The 17,963-nt window shown below is 68.4% G+C and carries 18 protein-coding genes and 2 tRNA genes; 9 read left to right on the top strand and 11 right to left on the bottom strand.

The features are described from left to right. Window positions 1-67: 67 nt before the first annotated feature. Window positions 68-1,426, top strand: a complete 1,359-nt coding sequence (gene cca, locus D8896_RS09215) for a CCA tRNA nucleotidyltransferase (RefSeq protein WP_121821805.1) — start codon at window positions 68-70, stop codon at window positions 1,424-1,426. Here the strand turns inward: cca and D8896_RS09210 are convergent. The 4 genes from D8896_RS09210 to D8896_RS09195 all read right to left on the bottom strand — a co-directional run bounded on the left by D8896_RS09210 (window position 1,405) and on the right by D8896_RS09195 (window position 5,184). Next, window positions 1,405-2,415: a histone deacetylase family protein gene (locus D8896_RS09210; protein WP_121821804.1), complete on the bottom strand. Its 1,011-nt coding sequence runs from the start codon at window positions 2,413-2,415 to the stop codon at window positions 1,405-1,407. The two genes, cca and D8896_RS09210, sit on opposite strands and share 22 nt — an antisense overlap. Beyond that, window positions 2,416-2,847 carry a histone gene (locus tag D8896_RS20075; protein WP_121821803.1) on the bottom strand — a complete coding sequence of 144 codons (432 nt, stop codon included), beginning with the start codon at window positions 2,845-2,847 and terminating at the stop codon, window positions 2,416-2,418. A gap of 141 nt (window positions 2,848-2,988) precedes the next feature. Next, window positions 2,989-4,467, bottom strand: coding sequence for a single-stranded DNA binding protein (locus tag D8896_RS09200; RefSeq protein ID WP_121821802.1), 1,479 nt, complete (start codon window positions 4,465-4,467; stop codon window positions 2,989-2,991). Window positions 4,468-4,605: 138 nt separating this feature from the next. Continuing rightward, complete coding sequence (locus D8896_RS09195; RefSeq protein WP_121821801.1) at window positions 4,606-5,184, bottom strand: hypothetical protein; 579 nt, start codon at window positions 5,182-5,184, stop codon at window positions 4,606-4,608. Window positions 5,185-5,338: 154 nt separating this feature from the next. Here D8896_RS09195 and D8896_RS09190 point away from each other — a divergent pair. After that, a tRNA-Arg gene (locus tag D8896_RS09190) sits at window positions 5,339-5,411 on the top strand. Between the two features lie 245 nt (window positions 5,412-5,656). Here D8896_RS09190 and D8896_RS09185 read toward each other — a convergent pair. Further along, window positions 5,657-8,077: a PAS domain S-box protein gene (locus D8896_RS09185; RefSeq protein WP_162991515.1), complete on the bottom strand. Its 2,421-nt coding sequence runs from the start codon at window positions 8,075-8,077 to the stop codon at window positions 5,657-5,659. On the opposite strand from D8896_RS09185, the gene D8896_RS09180 reads away from it, so the two are divergent. Continuing rightward, a complete protein-coding gene (locus tag D8896_RS09180; RefSeq protein ID WP_121821799.1) occupies window positions 8,066-8,686 on the top strand; it encodes a DUF309 domain-containing protein in 621 nt (206 codons plus the stop codon). The genes D8896_RS09185 and D8896_RS09180 overlap by 12 nt on opposite strands. Window positions 8,687-8,711: 25 nt before the next feature. Here D8896_RS09180 and azf read toward each other — a convergent pair whose 3' ends face one another. Beyond that, window positions 8,712-9,455, bottom strand: a complete 744-nt coding sequence (gene azf, locus D8896_RS09175; protein WP_121821798.1) for an NAD-dependent glucose-6-phosphate dehydrogenase Azf — start codon at window positions 9,453-9,455, stop codon at window positions 8,712-8,714. Between the two features lie 119 nt (window positions 9,456-9,574). Between azf and D8896_RS09170 the strand changes: the two genes are divergently transcribed. Together D8896_RS09170 and D8896_RS09165 are read left to right on the top strand one after the other, a co-directional pair. After that, window positions 9,575-9,922 carry a dihydroneopterin aldolase family protein gene (locus tag D8896_RS09170; protein ID WP_121821797.1) on the top strand — a complete coding sequence of 116 codons (348 nt, stop codon included), beginning with the start codon at window positions 9,575-9,577 and terminating at the stop codon, window positions 9,920-9,922. Window positions 9,923-10,077: 155 nt separating this feature from the next. Continuing rightward, window positions 10,078-10,500, top strand: coding sequence for a DUF5790 family protein (locus D8896_RS09165; RefSeq protein WP_121821796.1), 423 nt, complete (start codon window positions 10,078-10,080; stop codon window positions 10,498-10,500). Here the strand turns inward: D8896_RS09165 and D8896_RS09160 are convergent, their stop codons facing one another. Then, complete coding sequence (locus tag D8896_RS09160; RefSeq protein ID WP_121822047.1) at window positions 10,501-11,238, bottom strand: creatininase family protein; 738 nt, start codon at window positions 11,236-11,238, stop codon at window positions 10,501-10,503. Window positions 11,239-11,324: 86 nt separating this feature from the next. Between D8896_RS09160 and D8896_RS09155 the strand changes: the two genes are divergently transcribed. The 3 genes from D8896_RS09155 (at window position 11,325) to otsB (ending at window position 14,292) form a co-directional block, all read left to right on the top strand. After that, window positions 11,325-11,669, top strand: coding sequence for a DUF5789 family protein (locus D8896_RS09155; protein ID WP_121821795.1), 345 nt, complete (start codon window positions 11,325-11,327; stop codon window positions 11,667-11,669). Between the two features lie 233 nt (window positions 11,670-11,902). After that, the gene (locus tag D8896_RS09150; protein WP_240452008.1) at window positions 11,903-13,447 is read left to right on the top strand and encodes an alpha,alpha-trehalose-phosphate synthase (UDP-forming); all 1,545 of its coding nucleotides are present in this window, start codon (window positions 11,903-11,905) and stop codon (window positions 13,445-13,447) included. Continuing rightward, on the top strand, window positions 13,444-14,292 hold the full coding sequence (gene otsB, locus D8896_RS09145; protein WP_162991514.1) for a trehalose-phosphatase: 849 nt from the start codon (window positions 13,444-13,446) through the stop codon (window positions 14,290-14,292). The genes D8896_RS09150 and otsB overlap by 4 nt, the downstream gene beginning before the upstream one ends. A 10-nt stretch (window positions 14,293-14,302) precedes the next feature. On the opposite strand, the gene D8896_RS09140 is transcribed toward otsB, so the two are convergent. From D8896_RS09140 to D8896_RS09130, 3 genes are read right to left on the bottom strand one after another with little or no spacing between them, the layout of a single operon-like run. Beyond that, a complete protein-coding gene (locus tag D8896_RS09140) occupies window positions 14,303-16,234 on the bottom strand; it encodes an ABC transporter ATP-binding protein (RefSeq protein ID WP_121821793.1) in 1,932 nt (643 codons plus the stop codon). A 52-nt stretch (window positions 16,235-16,286) separates the two neighbouring features. Next, on the bottom strand, window positions 16,287-16,556 hold the full coding sequence (locus D8896_RS09135) for a DUF7538 family protein (RefSeq protein ID WP_121821792.1): 270 nt from the start codon (window positions 16,554-16,556) through the stop codon (window positions 16,287-16,289). Then, window positions 16,553-17,155, bottom strand: a complete 603-nt coding sequence (locus D8896_RS09130; RefSeq protein WP_121821791.1) for a DUF192 domain-containing protein — start codon at window positions 17,153-17,155, stop codon at window positions 16,553-16,555. The genes D8896_RS09135 and D8896_RS09130 overlap by 4 nt, the downstream gene beginning before the upstream one ends. Before the next feature lie 83 nt (window positions 17,156-17,238). Here D8896_RS09130 and D8896_RS09125 point away from each other — a divergent pair. Then, window positions 17,239-17,312: transfer RNA gene (locus tag D8896_RS09125), tRNA-Val, on the top strand. Here the strand turns inward: D8896_RS09125 and D8896_RS20130 are convergent. Continuing rightward, the gene (locus D8896_RS20130; protein ID WP_121821790.1) at window positions 17,313-17,951 is read right to left on the bottom strand and encodes an HNH endonuclease; all 639 of its coding nucleotides are present in this window, start codon (window positions 17,949-17,951) and stop codon (window positions 17,313-17,315) included. Between the last annotated feature and the right edge of the window lie 12 nt (window positions 17,952-17,963).

Below are 17,963 nucleotides of genomic sequence, written 5' to 3'. Positions count from 1 at the left end.
TTTCGTTTTCGCCGCAGGGCGCGGGGCACCGACACGCTTTCGGCGCGACGGCGAGTACCGGCGGCCGATGACCGACGACGACGCGTTCCGCACGGTGACGCGGGCGGTCCGCGAGGAGATAGACCCCGACCCCGAGGAACGCGAGCGGCTTGCCGCGGCGGCGGACGAACTCGTCGAGCGCAGCGAGGCGGCCGTCGCGGACATCGGCGTCGACGCCGACGCCCTGCTCGTCGGGAGCACGGCGCGGGGCACCTGGATCAGCGGCGACCGCGACATCGACGTGTTCGTCCGGTTCCCGGCCGACCTCGACCGCGAGACCCTCGAGGAGTACGGCCTCCGCGTCGGGAACGAGGTCCTCCCCGACGGCCACGAGGAGTACGCCGAACACCCCTACGTCACCGGCGAGTTCCGCGGGTTCGACGTGGATCTGGTCCCCTGCTTCGACGTGGAATCGGCGACCGAGATCCAGTCCGCGGTCGACCGGACGCCGTTCCACACCGAGTACCTGCGCGAGCGACTGGACGACGACAGCACCGCGGACGTCCGCCTCGCCAAGCAGTTCCTGAAGGGGGTCGACGCGTACGGGAGCGACCTCCGAACTCGCGGGTTCAGCGGCTACCTCACGGAACTCCTCGTACTGGAGTACGGCGGTTTCCGCGAGTTCGTCGAGGCGGCGGCCGACTGGCACCCGCCGGTCCGGCTGGACCCCGAGGACCACGGGACGGCAACGTTCGGCGACCCGCTCGTCGTGATCGACCCGACGGACCCCGAGCGCAACGTCGCGGCGGTGCTCTCGCAGGACAACGTCGCCCGCGTCCAGCACTACGCCCGGGAACTGCTGGCCGACCCCCGGACCGACCTGTTCTTCCCCGATCCGCCGGAGTCGCTCTCGGCCGACGCGGTCCGCGAGCACGTCGAGCGCCGCGGGACGACGCCCGTCGCGGTACGGTTCGACGCGCCGGACGTGGTCGAGGACCAGCTCTACCCGCAGCTCCGCAAGTCGCTCGCCGGCGTGACCGACGAACTCGACCGCCGCGGGTTCGACGTGCTCCGCTCCGCGGCCTTCGCCGCCGACGACGCCGTCCTGTTCGCCGAACTCGCCGTCGCCGAGCGCCCGTCCGTCGAGCGCCACGAGGGGCCGCCGGTCCACGTCCGCGACCACGCCGCCGGGTTCTACGACAAGTACGCCGAGGGCGCGGCGTACGGGCCGTTCGTCGACGGCGACCGGTACGTCGTCGAGCGCGAGCGCAACCACCGGACGGCCGCGGCGTTCCTCCGGAGCGACGCGCTGTTCGACGTGGCGCTGGGCGCGGCCGTCGAGGACGAGCTATCGGCGGGCTACGACGTGCTCGTCGGCGACGAGGTGGCCGAGCTGGCCGACGCCTACGGGCGGGAGCTCGCGCGTTACTTCTCGCCCAGTCCGTGAGTCCGTCGGATATCGTCGATCAGCGACTCGACGCCGTCGTCGACGTCGTCGTCCGGCTCCATCGGCTGCCGGCCGTCGAACACGTCGTGTACCATCGCGATGCCGTCGGCCAGCACGTCCAGCCCGTAGCCGCCTTCGAGGACGAACCCGAGCGCGGCGTCGGTGTCCGCGGCGATGTCGCGGACCCGGTCGGTGAGGACGCCGTACCCCTCCGTCGACACCCGCATCCGTGAGATCGGGTCGTGGCGGTGGGCGTCGAACCCGGCGCTCACGAGCAGGAGGTCGGGGTCGAACACGTCGAGCGCCGGCGCGACCGCGTCCTCAACCACGGCGGCGTAGTCGGCGTCGCCGGACCCGGCCGGTAGCGGCGCGTTCAGCGTGTAGCCGGCCCCGTCGCCCGTCCCGGTCTCGTCGACCGCGCCGGTGCCGGGGTAGATCCCGTCCTCGTGGAGCGAGGCGAAGAACACGTCGTCGCGGTCGTAGAATATCTCCTGGGTGCCGTTGCCGTGGTGGACGTCCCAGTCGAGGACCGCGACGCGGTCGGCATCGCCGTCGAGCGCCGCTCCCGCGGCGACGGCGACGTTGTTGACGAAGCAAAACCCCATCGCGTCGTCCGTCTCGGCGTGGTGGCCGGGCGGTCGACCGAGCGCGAACGGCGTCCCCCGCCCGTCCGCGCCGTCGAGGGCGGTTTCGGCGGCCCACCGTGCGAGGCCCGCGCTCTTGAGCGCGGCGTCCCACGTGCGCTCGACGGCGACGGTGTCGGGGTCCCAGTTGCCGCCGCCGTCGTCGCAGAACTCGCGGAACTCCGCGACGTAGTCCGGGTCGTGGACGGCCTTGACGGCGGCCGGGTCGGCGGGCGCGGCGTCGACGTACTCGACGCCGTGCTCGCGCTTCAGCCGCTCCCGGATCGCGCGGAGACGGTCCGGCGTCTCCGGGTGCCGCGCGCCCGTGTCGTGGTCGAGGCAGACCTCGCTGTAGCCGAACTTCATCTAATCGAAGAGCTTGAAGTACGTCTCGATGTCCTCGGCCTTAACGGTTCGCCGGTCGGCGTGTCGCGCGAGCGTCGCCGCCGCCGCGGCAACGTTGTCTGCGTAGTCCTCCAGAATGTCAGCGAGCGCGACCCGCGCATCCATCGAGACGCGGTAGCTGTCGTCGATGTCCTGGCGCGCGATGCGGTCGACGGGGGCGACCGGCAGCGTCAGCCCCTCCTTGTCGACGACCTGGCCGACGCCGAAGTCCGCGGCCATCAGCGTCTTCCGGCCGTCCTCGGTCGCCTGTCCGGCGGCGTCGACCGCCAGCGACGCGCCGTGGGTCTGGATCCGGCGAGCCAACTCCTCGGCGGCGTCCGCGCTCACCCGCAGGTCGCCCGCGTTGCGACGGATGACCGTGTCGACGGGGGCGAACGGTAACTCAACGCTCATACCAAAACGCGGGTGGGTCGCACCCTTAACCTTTTTCGTAGCGGCGTTTCGACGGTCTGCGCTCGTCTCGAACCGTCGTTCCGCTCGGTTGAGCCGTCCGGGTGGTCCGCAACGACCGGCGTCCCGGAACGGGAGTCCGTCTCAGAACACGTCGTCGGCGTCGATCCGGCCGTCCGACAGTTCGCCGCGGACGGTCACCTCCTGCCCCAGTCGCACGTCGGCGTCGGTGTCGACGCTGACGGTCTCCTCGCCGTCGTCCAGCACGACGGGGTCGCCCGCCTGGACGACGGTGCCGGTGAACTCCGTCTCCTCGCCGTCGGCGGCGACCGCCGCGGCCGCGCCGCCGTCCGCCGAGGCCGCCGTCTCGCCGCCCGTCGAGGCTGACGCGTCCTCGCTCGTACTTACGGCGTCGCCGTCGTCGCTCCCGTCGCCGCCGAACGCGCCGAGGCCGACGTTCTCGTCGTCGCCGCCCGAGTCGCCTCCTGCGGCGCTACCGGTGTCGGGCGCACCGTCACCCTCGTCCAGCACCGTCACCGTCGCCTGCCAGCCGGCGGAGGCCTCGATGTCGTCCTGCCAGCCGTCCTGGATCTCCACGTCGGCGAGCGCGACCTCGTCGCCGGGCGCGATCTCCTTGTCGGCCTTCGGGCCCCACAGCGCCACGCGCACGTCGCCGGTGTCGTCCTGGACGCGGACGTTGCGGACCTGCCCCTCGCTGCCGTCGTCGCGGTCGAACGTCCGCTTCGGGTCGGCCGAGCGCACGACGCCGCTGATGTCGACCGTCTGGCCGATCTCCAGGGTCTCGATCGGCGTGCTCTCCGGGGAGTACTCGATCTCGTCGTCGATCGCCTCGACGGCACCGCGCTCGCCGACGTGGAGTTCGAGCGCTCCGTCGCGCTCGCGGACGTAGCCGTCGACCACCTCGACGGAGACGCCGTCCGACAGCTCCTCGGCGCGGTCGGCCATCCCGTCCCACATCGTCACGCGGACCTTCCCGGTCGGGTCGCCGAGCGTCAGGTTCGACACCTTGCCCTCGCTGCCGTCGTCGCGGTCGAACGTGCGCACCTCGTCGGTATCTAAGATTTTGCCGGCGAGGTTCACGTTCGAGAGGCCGAGCGAGAGGTCCTCGACGCGATAGGTGTCCTGCACCTGCACGTCGACCTCCGCGTCGGCGTCGGGGTCCACGTCGCTGACGTTGACCTCGACGCCGTTGTACCCCTCCTTCGGCCGGCCCTTGATCGCTATCACGTCGCCGACCGACAGCTCCTCGGTCGCGCCCTCGGCGAGCTGGTCCCAGAACGTGACACGGATCGACCCGGTTTCGTCGGCCAGGTCGACGTTGACGACGCGCCCCTCGTCCTCGTCGTCGCCGTCGCGCTCGAACGTCCGCAGCTCCCCGACCGACGTCACCTTCGCGGTGAACTCCACGTCCTCCATCCCCGGCTCGACGTCGGCGACGCCGCTGACCTCGCTCTCGTCGAGCTCGTGGGCGATGAGCATCGCTGCGGTCTCCTCGTCGGCGAGCCCACCCATCTGCTCGACCTTCTCCTCGACGGCCTCCCGGAACTCCTCCTCCGAGACGTCGGCGTCGAGGTCCGCGTAGACGTCCTCTATCTCGCCCATGAATATACCGAGGGGCAGGGTTGGCCCGCGCTTAAGCGTTGTCCTTGCCGATCCTGCCAACCGCAGTCGCCCGGTTTTCCGGGGTCGCCGTCGACCATCACGCCACGGGGTTGCCGCCCGATCCGGGATAAACGCTCGCTACGCTGACGTGGTTTCGACGGTGCGGGTTCGCCCCCGGCTCCGGTGTTTCACCGTCACCGTTTCGGGTGCCCCGTCGACAGCGAGGGTCGCGGTGTACCCGACCACGCCCACGCACTCCATACAGACCTCGTCGGTCGCCTCCGGCGCGACGACCACCGTGAGGTCGCCGTCGCGGCGCTCGACCGTCCCGAACGCCGCCGCGTGGCACGGGTCCGAGACGACGACGGTGCCGCGTACCTCGACCGTATCCTCGGCGACCGTCACGCTGGCGGCGTCGGCGTCGTCCTCGGACCGGCAGTCTGCTTCGGTCGTCGCGATCGAGTGGTCGCCGGCGTTCCCGTTGCCGTCGGTCGTCTTTTCGTCTGTCGACTGCTGGTTGCCCGTATCGTCGGCGGCGGTGTCGGTCGCCTCGTCGCAACCCCCCAGCCCGCCGGACCCGTCGGTCGTGTCGGTGTCGTCCGTCGTGTCTTCGCCGCTCTCGCCGTCGGGGGAGCCGCCGTCGCTCGACAGACACCCGGCGAAGGCCCCACCCCCGAGCGCCGCACCCATCCCGCGAAGCACGTCGCGTCGTTCCATATCTGCCGGATCGAAGGGCGTGTAAAAATCCCTTGTGGACGGTCAAACGACCCTTTAACCGACCCGGTGCGGACGCCCCCGCGCCGTGTCATCGGTCTCCATGCCGGCCCCACATCGTAACCGCTTTACGTACATCCCGAATACGTAGAGGTAAGTCCGGATAGGGTAGTGGACTATCCTCTTGGCTTGCGGAGCCAGGGACCGGCGTTCAAATCGCCGTCCGGACGTTCTCTCGGTCGCTTCGCCGCGAGCGTAGCGAGCGGCCCAAGCGACCGGAAACGGCAGCGGCATTTGAACAGACGAGTCGCAGTCCGGACCGGCCGAGCGGAGCGAGGCCGCAGGCCCGGACCGTCTCGGCACGTTCAAATCGCCGTCCGGACGCTTTTCCGAAGCACAACGACGACGAGCGACAGCGAGGAGTCCGTGCTTCGGAAAACGCCAAAGAGATTTGTGCAGCGAAGTCGCAGTCCGCTCAGCGACCGACGGAAGTCTCGACGTCGGTTATCTCGAAGCGAGCGCCTCCGTCATCTCCCTCGGTTGCGGTGATCTCCCAGCCGTGAGCGATGACCAGTTGACGGACACTCGCCATCCCGAACCCGCTGCCGTTCTCCTTCGTGGAGTAGCCGGCTTCGAAGACGCGCTCACGGTCGTCGTCGGGAACCCCCGGTCCGTCATCCGCGATGTAGAACCCGTCGGGAAGGGAGCCGACAGTCACGTGGACGCCGTCGCCGGCGTGTTCCAGGGCGTTCTTGAACAGGTTCTCCAGCAGTCGCTTGAGTCCCTTTTCGTCCGCGTGAATCGAGCCCTCCGTCTCCACCGTCAGCGTTGCGTCGGCCGTCTCAAGCGACTCCCACACGGACCGGACACACGGCTCCATCGCGACCGCGGTTACGTCCCCGACGAGTTCGCCCTCGCGCATGACGTTTGCCAAGTCCTCGATGAGTTCGTCGAGTCGGTCGAGTGGCTTCTCGGCCTGTGTGAGATGTTCGTCATCGCCGGTCTCCTGTGCCAGTTCCAACCGACCGTACGCCGTGTTGAGTGGGGTCCGGAAGTCGTGCGAGAGGACGCTCCCGAAGTGCTCGAACTGGTCCAGCTGGCGTTCCAACTGCCGTTCTCGGCGCTTGAGGTCGCTGACATCCCGGCCGATCCCGACGAGACGGGCGTTCCCATCGGAATCAGTAAGTCGACGCTTGCGGAACTCGAACGGGATAGTGCGCCCGTCTTTCGTGAGCAGCTCCGCTTCGGTCGTCGCCGACCCGGTTTCGAGCGCTCCGTCGATGTCGTCCTGGATTCGGGGGCGGTCCTCGGGCGAAAACAGGTCCGCGGGAGCCATCGACAGGAGTTCATCGCGGGAATAGCCCGTTATCTCTACTGCACGGTCCGTCACACGGACGATGTTCCCCTCGCTATCAAGCGCATAGAAGACGTCCTCAAGCACGTCGAGTGCACGGTCGAGAAAGTCGTTTTCGGCCGCAAGCGCCTGGTGCGCCGTTCGCTGATGGGTCATATCGCGCGTGACCTTGAGGAACCCCTGATGTTGCCCATCGTCGTTGAAAACCGCCGTAATGACGACGTTTGCCCAGAACTCCGGCCCGTCCTTTCGAACGCGCCACCCCGTATCTTCGACCGAGCCTGCGTCCAGCGCCGTCTCCAACAGCTCTGCAGGATACCCCTCCTCGGTTTTTTCTTCGGGGTAGAACGTCGAGAAGTGTTCGCCGAGGATCTCGTCCTCGTCGTATCCTTTCAGTTGTTTTGCCCCCCTGTTCCAGCTGGTGATGTACCCGTCGGGGTCCAGAGCGAAGATGGCGTAGTCCTCGACCGCGTCGACGAACTTCTCGAACCGCTGGCGCTCCCGTTCCAGCGTTTGCTCCGTCTCCTTCTCCGCGGTGATATCGCGGATGAGACAGAGGAGCGTGCCGTCGCGACTGTAGGTGAGCGCGTGGCTCACGATTATCCGCGTCCCGTCCTTCCGGTGATGGATGTTTTCCCCGGACCAGGTGCCGTCCTCGGGAACGGCGGGGAGGATTTCGTGATGCGCTTGCCTCACGTACTCGTCGGGATAGAGTAGCTCCCAGTGTTCGCCGATCATCTCCTCGCGGTCGTACCCGTACACCTCCGCGTAAGCCGGATTGGTGTAGAGAAACAGCCCTTCGTCGTCGAGAAACGCGATGCCTTCACGCGCCGTTTCGATAGCGGAAAACCCCCGCTCGATCTCCTGTGTGGCGTGGTACTGTTGGACGGCGTTTTCGATACGGTTAGCGAGCACCGTGTACTGGTCGGTTCCCCCTTCCTTCTGTAGATAATCCGTAACACCCGCTGAGATCGCCTCGCTGGCTATTTCCTCGCTCCCTTTACCGGTGAAGAGGATGAACGGAAGGTCGGGATACGCCTCCCGCACGGCCTCCAGAAACTCCAGCCCGTTCGTCACCGGCATATCGTAGTCGCTGACGATACAGTCGATATCCTCCGTTTCGAGCCGTTCCAGTCCAGCCTCGGGGCTGGTTTCGGTTATCACCTCGATCCCGTCGCCTTCGCGTTCGAGATAGACGGAGACAAGGTCCGCAAACGCCGATTCGTCATCGACGTGGAGTACCGTCAGAGGCCGCTGCTGATTTAACTTATCCAGCTTGTCACGGACTCCACTGGTCGCTAACGGCGATCCCATAGGTACGGCCATTCGCTCACAACATATGGATATTGCCACAGGGACGCTCGGAGCGGGCGACCAACTACTGCGGCCACGGTAGGGTGCTGTACCGGTCGGTTCGCGCTCTGCCGACTGCCGAACGGAATGTCGACGGCTCGCACAAGCGCTGGAACGCCGGCCCGGCTGGCTCGTTCGGGCGAAACCCGTTTCCGCCGAGGGGGCGAACCGACGGCCATGCGCGACCACCTCCGGGCGGGGATCGCAGTGTACAACGCGGGTGAGTACCACGCCGCCCACGACGCCTGGGAGGACCGCTGGCTCGACCTGGAGCGGGGGAGCGACGACGAGCGGTTCCTGCACGGGTTGATCCAGTTCACGGCGGCGGTCCACCACGCCCGGGGGCGCAACTGGGACGGCGTCGCCGGGCTGGTCGAGAGCGCGAGCGAGTATCTCGCCGACCTACCCGACGAGTACCGCGGCGTCGACGTAGCGGCGGTGCGGCGGCATCTCGCGGCACTCGGCGCGGACCCCGAGCGCGTCGAACGCGGGCGGCCGCCGCGGCTCGCCCACGAGGGGACGGCCGTCACGCCCGACGACCTGGCGTTCGACGCGGGTGCGGTCGCCGCGGCGGTCATCGCGGACGAGTGCGAGCGGTTCGACGAGTCGGTGCTGGAGCGGGCGGCGCGCTACGGGCGCGAGGACATCGAGGCGGGGCAGTCGACCAGCGAGTTCGTCACGTTCGTCCTCGACTTCGCGCGGGACCCGGAGCACCGCGACATCGTCTACCGGCGGCTCGCCGCCCACGTCGAGCGACGGCAGCGGCGGGAGGACGACGTGGCGGGGCTGTTCGACTGACCGAGCGGCGGGGCGTGGCCCGCGGTCAGTCGTGCTCGGCCGAGTTGTCCCGCGGCTCGTACCCCAGCGCCTCGCGGGCGCGGTCCAGCGAGTAGTACTTGCGGTCGTTGTCGGAGATGCCGTACACGATCTCGTAGCCGTAGTCGGCGCGCAGCGCCCGGTCGAACAGGTGGGCGCAGTCGCGGTGGGAGAGCCACATCGCCTGTCCGCGCTCGTAGTCGATCGGCGGGTGGTCCTTCGTCAGGTTGCCGATACGGACACAGCAGACCGAGAGGTCGTGGTGGTCGTGGTAGTACCGGCCGAGCGTCTCGCCGGCCGCCTTCGACACGCCGTAGAGGTTGCTCGGGCGGGGCAGTTCCGTCCCGTCGAGCAGCACGTCGCCCTCCGGACGGTACATCTCGGGCGTGCGGTCGTCGGTCTCGTAGGCCCCGACGGCGTGGTTCGACGAGGCGAAGACGACGCGGTCGACCCCGGCGTCGACGGCGGCCTCGTACACGATCTTGGTCCCGTCGATGTTGTTCGTGAGGACGCTGTCCCAGGGCGCTTCCGGACGGGGGTCGCCGGCGAGGTGGATCACCGCGCCGACCCCGTCCATCGCCTCGCGAACCGCTTCCTCGTCGGTCACGTCGGTGACGACGAACTCCCCGGGCGGGTCGCCGGTCGGCGGGTCCCTGTCGAGGAGCCGCCAGTCGTACTCGTCGGCCAGTCCGGCGAGGATCGCCTGCCCGACACGGCCTTCCGCGCCCGTGAGCAAGACAGGGTCGTCCATTCGTCCGTTTCCAGAGCGTACCGGAATAAGTAACGTGCGATCCGGGCCGGTCGTGCGGGTTGCACGGTCGGCCGTCCACGACCCGAACGCACTTGCCCGCCGCCGCCCTCCCGCCGGCCATGGACCCAACGGACCGCGAGGCGGCCTGCTTCGAGGCCGGCATCAAGTTCGGGACGCTGTACCACCAGTTCGCCGGGACGCCGGTCAGCCCCGACAGCGCCGCCAGTCTGGAGCGAGCCATGGCCGAAGCGATCGAGAACCAGCCGTTCTGCGAGTCGGTGACGGTCGACGTGCTGGAGGAGACACTCGCGGCGGAACTGGCCGAGCAGTCGGCCGACTACGCCGAACTCACCGGCCGGTTCATCGAAGTCGAGATGCGGATCGCCTACGAGGGGACGACCGTCCGGACGCGGATGGCGATGGACGGCGACTACCCGCTGATGGAAGTCGTCGACGTGGAGGGGTGAGCACGACGGACAACCCGTCGGTCGACCGGCGCGGCCGGTCCCGCTCGGCCTCTGCCAGCCGTCCCCGCCGTCCGGCCCGCTCGGGCGCTCCGTCGCCGGGTTTCACTTCCGCTTTCGGGCAACCTTTTAAACCCGACCGCGTGAAACGTCAGCACATGAGTCAGTCCACCCTGGACGACGACGAGCTGTTCGGCGAGGCGGCCTCGGAGATGCGGTCGGACGTGGAGGAGTCGCTCGACGCCGCGCGGGCGGAGCTCCCCGAGAGCGACGCCGTCTGGGAGACCGACGCCGACAACGTGCTCGGCGTGCTGAACGGGCTCCGGTCGGCGCTGGACGTCGGCGAGGCCGAGGACCACCTCCGCGACGCGAAGAAGTGGTTCACGATGGGCCAGCGCGCCGACGCGTTCGACGACGCCGACGACCTGGAGGCGGCCATCGCCGATCTGGAGGAGCTGATCGCCGACATCGAAGCGGCGGGCGAGCAGGTGGGCGACCTCACGTCGACGGTGCCGGAGCTTCGGAGCGCGCTGGACGACGCCGCCGGCGACGACGAGGACGCCGAGGAAGACGAGGAGTAGCTACCGGTCCGGGGGCCGGCACACGTCCCTCGACTCGACCGCCGAGAGCAGGGCCGCGAGCGACCCGGCCGCCAGCTCCAGCAGTTCCTCGCCGCGCTCGGCGTCGCCCTCGCCGGGGTCCCCGACGACGCCGTTCTCGGTGAACTCCGCGGAGTCGAACGCGAGGTTCGTCCCGCTCACCCACTCCCCCCAGCCGTCGCTGGCTCCCTCGCGAGCCTCGTCGACCCGGTCCTCGCGGACGAGGTCCGGGCGAACGTGCCGGAGGAGCGCGGTCTCCAGCGGCCCGCCGTGGCCCATGTCGTCGGCGTGGTCGCCGACCGCCTCGAACCAGGTGAACGGGACGGCGTAGGCGTCGTCCTCACGGGTGATCCGCCCGGCGACCTCCCGGAGTGCGGCGACGTTGCCGCCGTGGCCGTTGACCAGCACGACCCGGTCCCAGCCGTGGTGGGCGAGGCTGGCGACCGTCTCGCGGACGTAGTCGCGGAACGTGTCCTCGCTCACCCACAGCGTGCCGGGGAACTGACGGTGTTCGGCGGCGACGCCGACCGACACCGGCGGCGCGACGACGGCCTCGCCGTCGTACGCGTCGACCCCGGCTTCGGCCACTGTCTCGGCCGTGATCGCGTCGGTGCCAAGCGGCGCGTGGGGGCCGTGCTGCTCGGTACTGCCGACGGGAACCACCGCGAGGTCCGTCTCGACGGCCGCGGCGTCCGTCCACGTGGCGTCGGTCAGGTGCACGTTCGGACTCTGCATCTCGGCGGGCTTATACGTGGGGCAAACGGTTTCCCCGCGGTTCCCGTCCCGACGGGTAGGGGGAACACAGCATGACAGACGACGACAGAGAGATGGGTGTGGACTTCGGCGACCTCAGCGGCAAACTGGCGAGTCACGACTACCCCGCGGACACCGGGGAACTCGTCGACGCGTACGGCGACGAGCAGCTCACCTTCTCCGACGGGGAGGCGACGTTCCGCGAACTGGTCGAGCCCATGGGGAACCAGGAGTTCGACGACGAACAGGACGTGCGGCAGGCGCTGCTCACGATGGTCGACGACGAGGCCATCGGACGCAAGAACTACAGCGACCGGACGCCGCCCGCGCCGGGCGAGGACCGGCAGGCGGAGGGCGCGCCGGGACAGGACGTGTCCGACGACCAGCAGTCGTTCTGAGGGCGGCGTGTAACCGTCGGTTTCGGCGGCGTAGGCCGTCCTTACCGGGACGTAGCCGGCTGTTTCTCGGCGAAGCGAACTGAACAGTGTCGGTGGCTTATCCGGTCGCTCTGGGTAGCATCTGACACCGAACATGGTACGCGAGAGTCGTAGACGGCACCGGGTCCGGACCGACCACTCGACCGCCAGCACCGTCCACACCGCCGCCCGCACCGGCGACGGGGGTGGTCGACGTGGCAACCGGTGACGACGGCCGGGCGCGCGACAGCGTGTCCGACGCGGTCGCGGCGGTCGAATCGATCGACTGCGACGGCTCGCCCGTCGTCGTCTCGAACCGCCAGCCGTACAGCCACGGGTACGACGACGACTGCGAGGTCACCGTCGACCGCCCCGCCGGGGGGCTGACCGCCGCGCTCGACCCCGTGATGCAGACGGTCGAGGGGTCGTGGGTGGCGTGGGGCGACGGCGACGCCGACCGCGAGGCCAGCGACGACGGCGTCGTCAGCGTGCCGCCGGACGACCCGTCGTACGACCTCCACCGGGTGTGGCTCGACGACGAGCAGGTCGACGGCTACTACCGCGGGATCAGCAACCGGACGCTGTGGCCGCTCTGTCACTCCGACACGGCCCGCGTCCACTTCGCGACCGACGACTGGGAACGCTACCGCGAGGTCAACCGCGAGTTCGCGTCGGCCGTGACCGCCGCCGCGGACGGCACCGCCCCGGCGGTCTGGTTTCAGGACTACCACCTCGCGCTCGCGCCGCGGGTCCTGCGCGAACGGCTCCTGCCCGACGCGTTCGCGATGCACTTCTGGCACCTGCCGTGGCCCGCGTGGGACGTGTTCCGCGTCTGCCCGCGGGCGGTAGCCGTGCTTGACGGCCTGCTCGCCAACGACCTGCTCGGGTTTCACACGCCCAACTACTGCCGGAACTTCCTCGAGTGTGCGGAGCGGGCGCTGGACGCGGCGGTCGACCACGAGAACGGCATCGTCCGCTACCGCGGCGGGTCGACGACGGTGCGACCGTTCCGGCTCGGCATCGACGCGGACGCGGTCCGGGACCGCGCCGAGTCGCAAGCGGCCGCCGATTTCTGGGACGAGTTTCGGGCCGAGCACGGCATCGGCGAGCACCGAGCCGTCGCGGTCGGCGTCGACCGCCTCGACTACACGAAGGGGATCGAGCGTCGGCTCGACGCGCTGGAGCGGCTCTGGGAGCGCTCACCGGAGTGGCGCGGCCGCCTGACGTTCGTCCAGAAGGGGACCGAGAGCCGGAGTTCGATCCCGGCGTACGCCCGCCTGCAGGACCGCGTCGCAGACCGGATCGCGGGGATCAACGAGCGCTTCGGCACCGAGGACTGGCAGCCGGTCGTCTTCACGACCGCGATGCTCCCCGAGAAGCAGCTCGCGGGGCTGTATCGCGGCGCGGACCTGGCGCTCGTCACGCCGGTCCGGGACGGCATGAATCTCGTCGCCAAGGAGTTCGCCGCCGCGCAGGTCGACGACCCCGGCGTGCTCGTCCTGAGCGAGTTCGCCGGCGCGGCCGCCGAGCTAGAGGAAGGGGCCGAGGTCGTCAACCCCTACGACGTGGACGCGGTCGCCGACGCCGTCGAATGGGGCCTCCGGTCGCCCGGGACCGAGCGGGAGCGCCGCGCGGCGACGCTCGGCGAGCAGGTGCACGAGAACGACGTGTACGCCTGGATCGCCCGCCAGTTCAGGACCGCTCGATCGGTACAGCAGGGCAAGCGGTACGCGGCCAGCCGGGGCCGGCAGTCACAGTGACGGGGAGCGATCGGGCGGCCGACGACGTCTCCGACCGCAGGGACGCGGCGGGGGAGCCGTCGCGGAGCGACCCCGCCGACGTGGCCGCAGAGATAGCCGACCGCGCCGCCGAACGCGACGGGGTCGCGCTGTTCTCGGATTTCGACGGCACCCTCGCGCCGATCGTCGAGCGGCCGGACGAGGCCGCCATGGCCGACGGGCTGGCCGACCTGCTTCGCTCGTTCCGGGACGCGCCGGCGGTCACGACCGCCGTCGTCAGCGGGCGAGCGATCGACGACCTGCGCGAGCGCGTCGGCGTCGACGGCCTCGCGTACGCCGGCAACCACGGGCTGGAACTCCGCGCCGACGGCGAGACGACGGTTCACCCGGCTGCTGCGGACGCCCGCGACGCGCTGACCGACGTCTGCGAGCGGATCCGCGAGTCGCTCGACGTCCCGGGCGTCGTCGTCGAGGACAAGGGCGCGACGGCGACGGTCCACTACCGGATGGCCGACGAGAACGCGGTGCCGCAGGTCCGGGAGCGCGTCCGGGCCGCTGCCGCGGATGCCGGGCTCGAACTCACGACCGGGAAGGCGGTGCTGGAGCTTCGCCCCGACACCGACTGGGACAAGGGCCGGGCCGTCGAGTGGTTGCTCGACCGTCGGGGTCCCGAGGGCGGTACGCCCACGGCCGTCTACGTCGGCGACGACACGACCGACGAGGCGGCGTTCCGAGCGCTCCCCGAAGGCGGTGTCGGCGTGAAGGTCGGGGACGGGGAGACGGCGGCGGACTACCGGGTCGCGGACGTGCCGGCGGTCAGAACGCTGTTCGAGCGGATCGCGGCGTCGGCGGCCGTGGAGGGGTGAGGTCGGCTGATCAGTCGTCGCCGGCTTCGGTGCGGGCCTGTCGCTCCGCGGCGCGCTCGATGAACTCCTCGGGGAGTTCGTCGATCTCCCCGGCCTGCACGCCCCAGAGGTGGGCGTACAGCCCGTCGTCGTCGAGCAGGTCCTCGTGACTGCCGTCTTCGACGATCTTCCCGTCCTCAAGCACGACGATCTTGTCGGCGTCCTTGATCGTCGAGAGCCGGTGTGCGATGGCGAACGTGGTGCGGTCGGCGGTGAGTTCGTCGAGGCTGCGCTGGATCAGCATCTCCGTCTCCGTGTCCACGTCGCTCGTCGCCTCGTCTAAGATGAGGATCTCGGGGTCCTTGAGGATCGCCCGGGCGATGGAGATGCGCTGGCGCTGGCCGCCCGACAGCTTCACGCCGCGCTCGCCGATCTCGGTGTCGTAGCCGTCCGGGAGGTTGGTGATGAACTCGTGAGCCTCGGCCATCTTCGCGGCCTCGACTATCTCGTCCTCGTCGGCGTCGAACGTCCCGTACGTGATGTTCTCCTTGACGGTGCCGTAGAACAGGAACGTCTCCTGGCTGACGTAGCCGATCGACCGCCGGAGGCTCGGGATCGTCACGTCCCGGAGGTCGGTCCCGTCGATCCGGATCGCGCCGTCGTCCACGTCGTACATCCGGAGGAGCAACTTCAACACCGTCGACTTGCCGGCCCCCGTGGGGCCGACGAGTGCGAGCGTGTCGCCGCCCTCGACGTCGAACGACACGTCGTCGATGATCGTCTCGTCGTCGTAGCCGAAGCTCACGTCCTCGTACACCACTTCGCCCTCGTCGACGACGAGTTCCTCGGCGGCGGGGTCCTCCTCGATCCGGCTCGGCTCGTCCATCAGCCCGAAGATGCGCTCGCTGGAGGCGCGAGCGCGCTGGTACATGTTGATGATCTGCCCGAACTGCGCCATCGGCCAGATGAACCGCTGGGTGAGCAGGATGAACGTGACGAACTCGCCCGCGCTGAGCGTCCCTGTCAGCGGTCCGGGACCGCCGGCTTCCGGAGGCATCAGCACCCACAGCCCGCCGACGAGGAACGTGGCGACGAACGACATCCCGGCCAGCAGGCGCAGGCCGGGGAAGAACTTGATCCGCGTCGAGATGGCGCTCCAGTTGGCGTCGAAGTAGTCCTGGGAGACGTCCTCGACGCGGTCGGACTCGTACCCCTCGGTGTTGCTCGTCTTGATCACCTGGATGCCGCCGAGGTTGTTCTCCAGCCGGGAGTTGACCGTGCCGACGCTGGAGCGCACGTCGGCGTACTTCGGCTGGATGATCTCGATGAACTTCCAGGTGAACACGGCGATCGCGGGCACCGCGACCAGCGCGACGAGCGCGAGCTGCCAGTTGTAGTAGAACAGGATGGCGGCGATGCCGAGCACCATCACCGACAGGCGAAACAGGGAGTTCATCCCGTCGTTCAGGAACCGCTCAAGGCGGTTCACGTCGTTCGACAGGATCGACATCATCTCCCCGGTCTGCTTGTCGGCGAAGAAGTCCATGTTCAGCCGCTGCATCTTGTCGTACGTGTCGGTCCGCACGGAGTGCTGGATGTTCTGCGCGAAGGAGTTCCATCCCCAGTTGCGCACCCAGTGAAACGCCGCGCCGAAAGTAAAGGCCCCCCCGATCAGCCCGACGGTGACCCAGAGCTGGCCCTGCGCGTCCGCCGGGAGCCACGCGTCCGGCACCAGCCACAGCGCCGTGAACGGTTTGTCGTCCCGGAAGATCGCGTCGAGCGCGAACCCGAGCAGCACCGGCGGCAGCAGGTCCAGCAACCGCGCGAACACGCTGGCGACGAGCCCGACGAGAAACTGGACGGAGTTCTCCCGTCCGTACTCCCCGAACAGCCTCCGCATGGGGTTCTCGGCGCTCTCACGCTGTTCCTCGAAGGGGTCGTCGTCCTCGGCGTGAATACCCATCGACCGTTATCGGGTCCTCCACGGTAAAAAATCGTTGTTTCGAACCGAAACACTACAGCGATCGCCCCTCAACCTCGGGGTCGATCCCGGCTTCGGTCAGGTCCTGCCGGATGCGTTCGCGCAGCGGGTCCGGGACCGCGTCGCGGGCGACCGGCACCGCGGTCTCGCCGTCCCCTTTCACCTTCCAGTAGAGGACGCAGTCGCTCGGCGCGTAGTACTCGACGCTGTAGCGGTCGCCGGCCCCCTCGTAGTGGACCCGCGCCGCAAAGCCCTCGGCGCGCCAGCCGTCGCGCTCGGCCAGCGCAGCCACCTGCTCGCTCATGGCCGCCCCTTGTGTCGCCACGCCGGTAGCTGTTGCGAGTGCAGTGCGGCCGTCGCGTTCTCGACGGTCACCGTCGCGTTCTCGCTGGTCGAAGCCGTCCCGTTACCGTACTCGATCGCGATGGTGTCGCCCGCCTCGATCCCCTGCGCGTCGGTGTACCCCTTCGGCACCTCCAGCACCCACTTCGCGCGGCCGCTGTACTGCTGTTCCTCGCCGTCCTCGTTCGGCCCCGGCTCGGGCGCCTCGTGGATCGTCGTGATCGTCCGGTCGGCCCCGACGAACACGATGTCGATCCCGAAGTCCATCTCGCGCATCACGTACGTCCGCCCCTCCTCGCTGTCGTGGACGAACAGCATCCCCGACCCGTTCGCCAGCGACTCGTGCTCGCTCAGCCCCGTGTACCGCTCGTTGGCGGTGCTGGCGACCTCGGCGTCGACGACGGCCAGCGGCTCGCCGTTCTCGTCGGTCACCGTCACGGTCGCGTTCTCGGGGCCGTCGGCGAAGGGGTTCGCCAGCAGTCCGGTCTGCACCGCGGCCCCACCCAGCAACGCGACGACGAGCACGACGCCCGCGGCGTTCAGCACCTTCCAGCGCTCCATGGTCGATACTCGACCTCGCCGGCAAAATGGGTTCCGCCGCGGAGAGAAAGCGTTATTCCTCGGGAGGGACTTCCGCCAAATGCGGGCTTGTGGTCTAGTTGGTTATGACGCGGCCTTTACAAGGCCGAGATCAGCGGTTCGACCCCGCTCAAGCCCACTACTCCAACGCCGGGATCGGACAGACGATATTCCCGTGCTCTGCCTGCTTGTGACAACTTCGACAGAGCAAAACTAGATTGAGAAGCGTATTTGCGCGTTCGATGGGATCGAAGGCACATCTTGGAACGATGTGGTGAACATCGAGTAGGGAGTTTTTCCCGTCAGCGCCGCAATACTGACATACGACATCCCGGTCGATCACTTGTTCACGCAAAGCCTTCCAGTTGTCGCCAAACTCATGCGTTGCGTCCGGTTTCCAGTTTGGATTGTTTTCTTCGCGCTGGTTTCGACTGATCCATGCTCCTCTACACCGGCTATTACAGAAGTGTTTGTCCGCTCTCTTTGCATTATATGGGGTTCGTTTCACTCGGTCACCACAGTTCTCACACGCCCGAGTTACGTGGGTATTTTGTCCTTGCCGTTTCCATGCATCTTTGCACTCTCGACTGCAAAACTCTGAAGAAGTAGCTTTCGATGCTTTCACTTCGTATTCGTCTTCGCAGTGCTTGCAGTCGAGTTGTACTTGGTTCCTTTGACTCGCCGTATGGCATTCGCGACTACAATACGATGAGGATTCGGCTTTCGAGGGTTTGATATCATACTCCTGTCCGCAATGACCGCATTCAACAAAAACCATATCAGGCTGATC

Source organism: Halostella salina (genome assembly GCF_003675855.1).
GTDB lineage: Archaea > Halobacteriota > Halobacteria > Halobacteriales > Natronoarchaeaceae > Halostella > Halostella salina.
This window is presented reverse-complemented; position numbering and strand designations above follow the sequence as displayed.

Bases quoted from the DNA above. Each gene is read 5' to 3' on its own strand.
- cca (WP_121821805.1), top strand. From the start codon at position 68: ATGACCGACGACGACGCGTTCCGCACGGTGACGCGGGCGGTCCGCGAG.
- D8896_RS09210 (WP_121821804.1), bottom strand. From the start codon at position 2,415: ATGAAGTTCGGCTACAGCGAGGTCTGCCTCGACCACGACACGGGCGCG.
- D8896_RS20075 (WP_121821803.1), bottom strand. From the start codon at position 2,847: ATGAGCGTTGAGTTACCGTTCGCCCCCGTCGACACGGTCATCCGTCGC.
- D8896_RS09200 (WP_121821802.1), bottom strand. From the start codon at position 4,467: ATGGGCGAGATAGAGGACGTCTACGCGGACCTCGACGCCGACGTCTCG.
- D8896_RS09195 (WP_121821801.1), bottom strand. From the start codon at position 5,184: ATGGAACGACGCGACGTGCTTCGCGGGATGGGTGCGGCGCTCGGGGGT.
- D8896_RS09180 (WP_121821799.1), top strand. From the start codon at position 8,066: ATGCGCGACCACCTCCGGGCGGGGATCGCAGTGTACAACGCGGGTGAG.
- azf (WP_121821798.1), bottom strand. From the start codon at position 9,455: ATGGACGACCCTGTCTTGCTCACGGGCGCGGAAGGCCGTGTCGGGCAG.
- D8896_RS09170 (WP_121821797.1), top strand. From the start codon at position 9,575: ATGGACCCAACGGACCGCGAGGCGGCCTGCTTCGAGGCCGGCATCAAG.
- D8896_RS09165 (WP_121821796.1), top strand. From the start codon at position 10,078: ATGAGTCAGTCCACCCTGGACGACGACGAGCTGTTCGGCGAGGCGGCC.
- D8896_RS09155 (WP_121821795.1), top strand. From the start codon at position 11,325: ATGACAGACGACGACAGAGAGATGGGTGTGGACTTCGGCGACCTCAGC.
- D8896_RS09140 (WP_121821793.1), bottom strand. From the start codon at position 16,234: ATGGGTATTCACGCCGAGGACGACGACCCCTTCGAGGAACAGCGTGAG.
- D8896_RS09135 (WP_121821792.1), bottom strand. From the start codon at position 16,556: ATGAGCGAGCAGGTGGCTGCGCTGGCCGAGCGCGACGGCTGGCGCGCC.
- D8896_RS09130 (WP_121821791.1), bottom strand. From the start codon at position 17,155: ATGGAGCGCTGGAAGGTGCTGAACGCCGCGGGCGTCGTGCTCGTCGTC.
- D8896_RS20130 (WP_121821790.1), bottom strand. From the start codon at position 17,951: ATGGTTTTTGTTGAATGCGGTCATTGCGGACAGGAGTATGATATCAAA.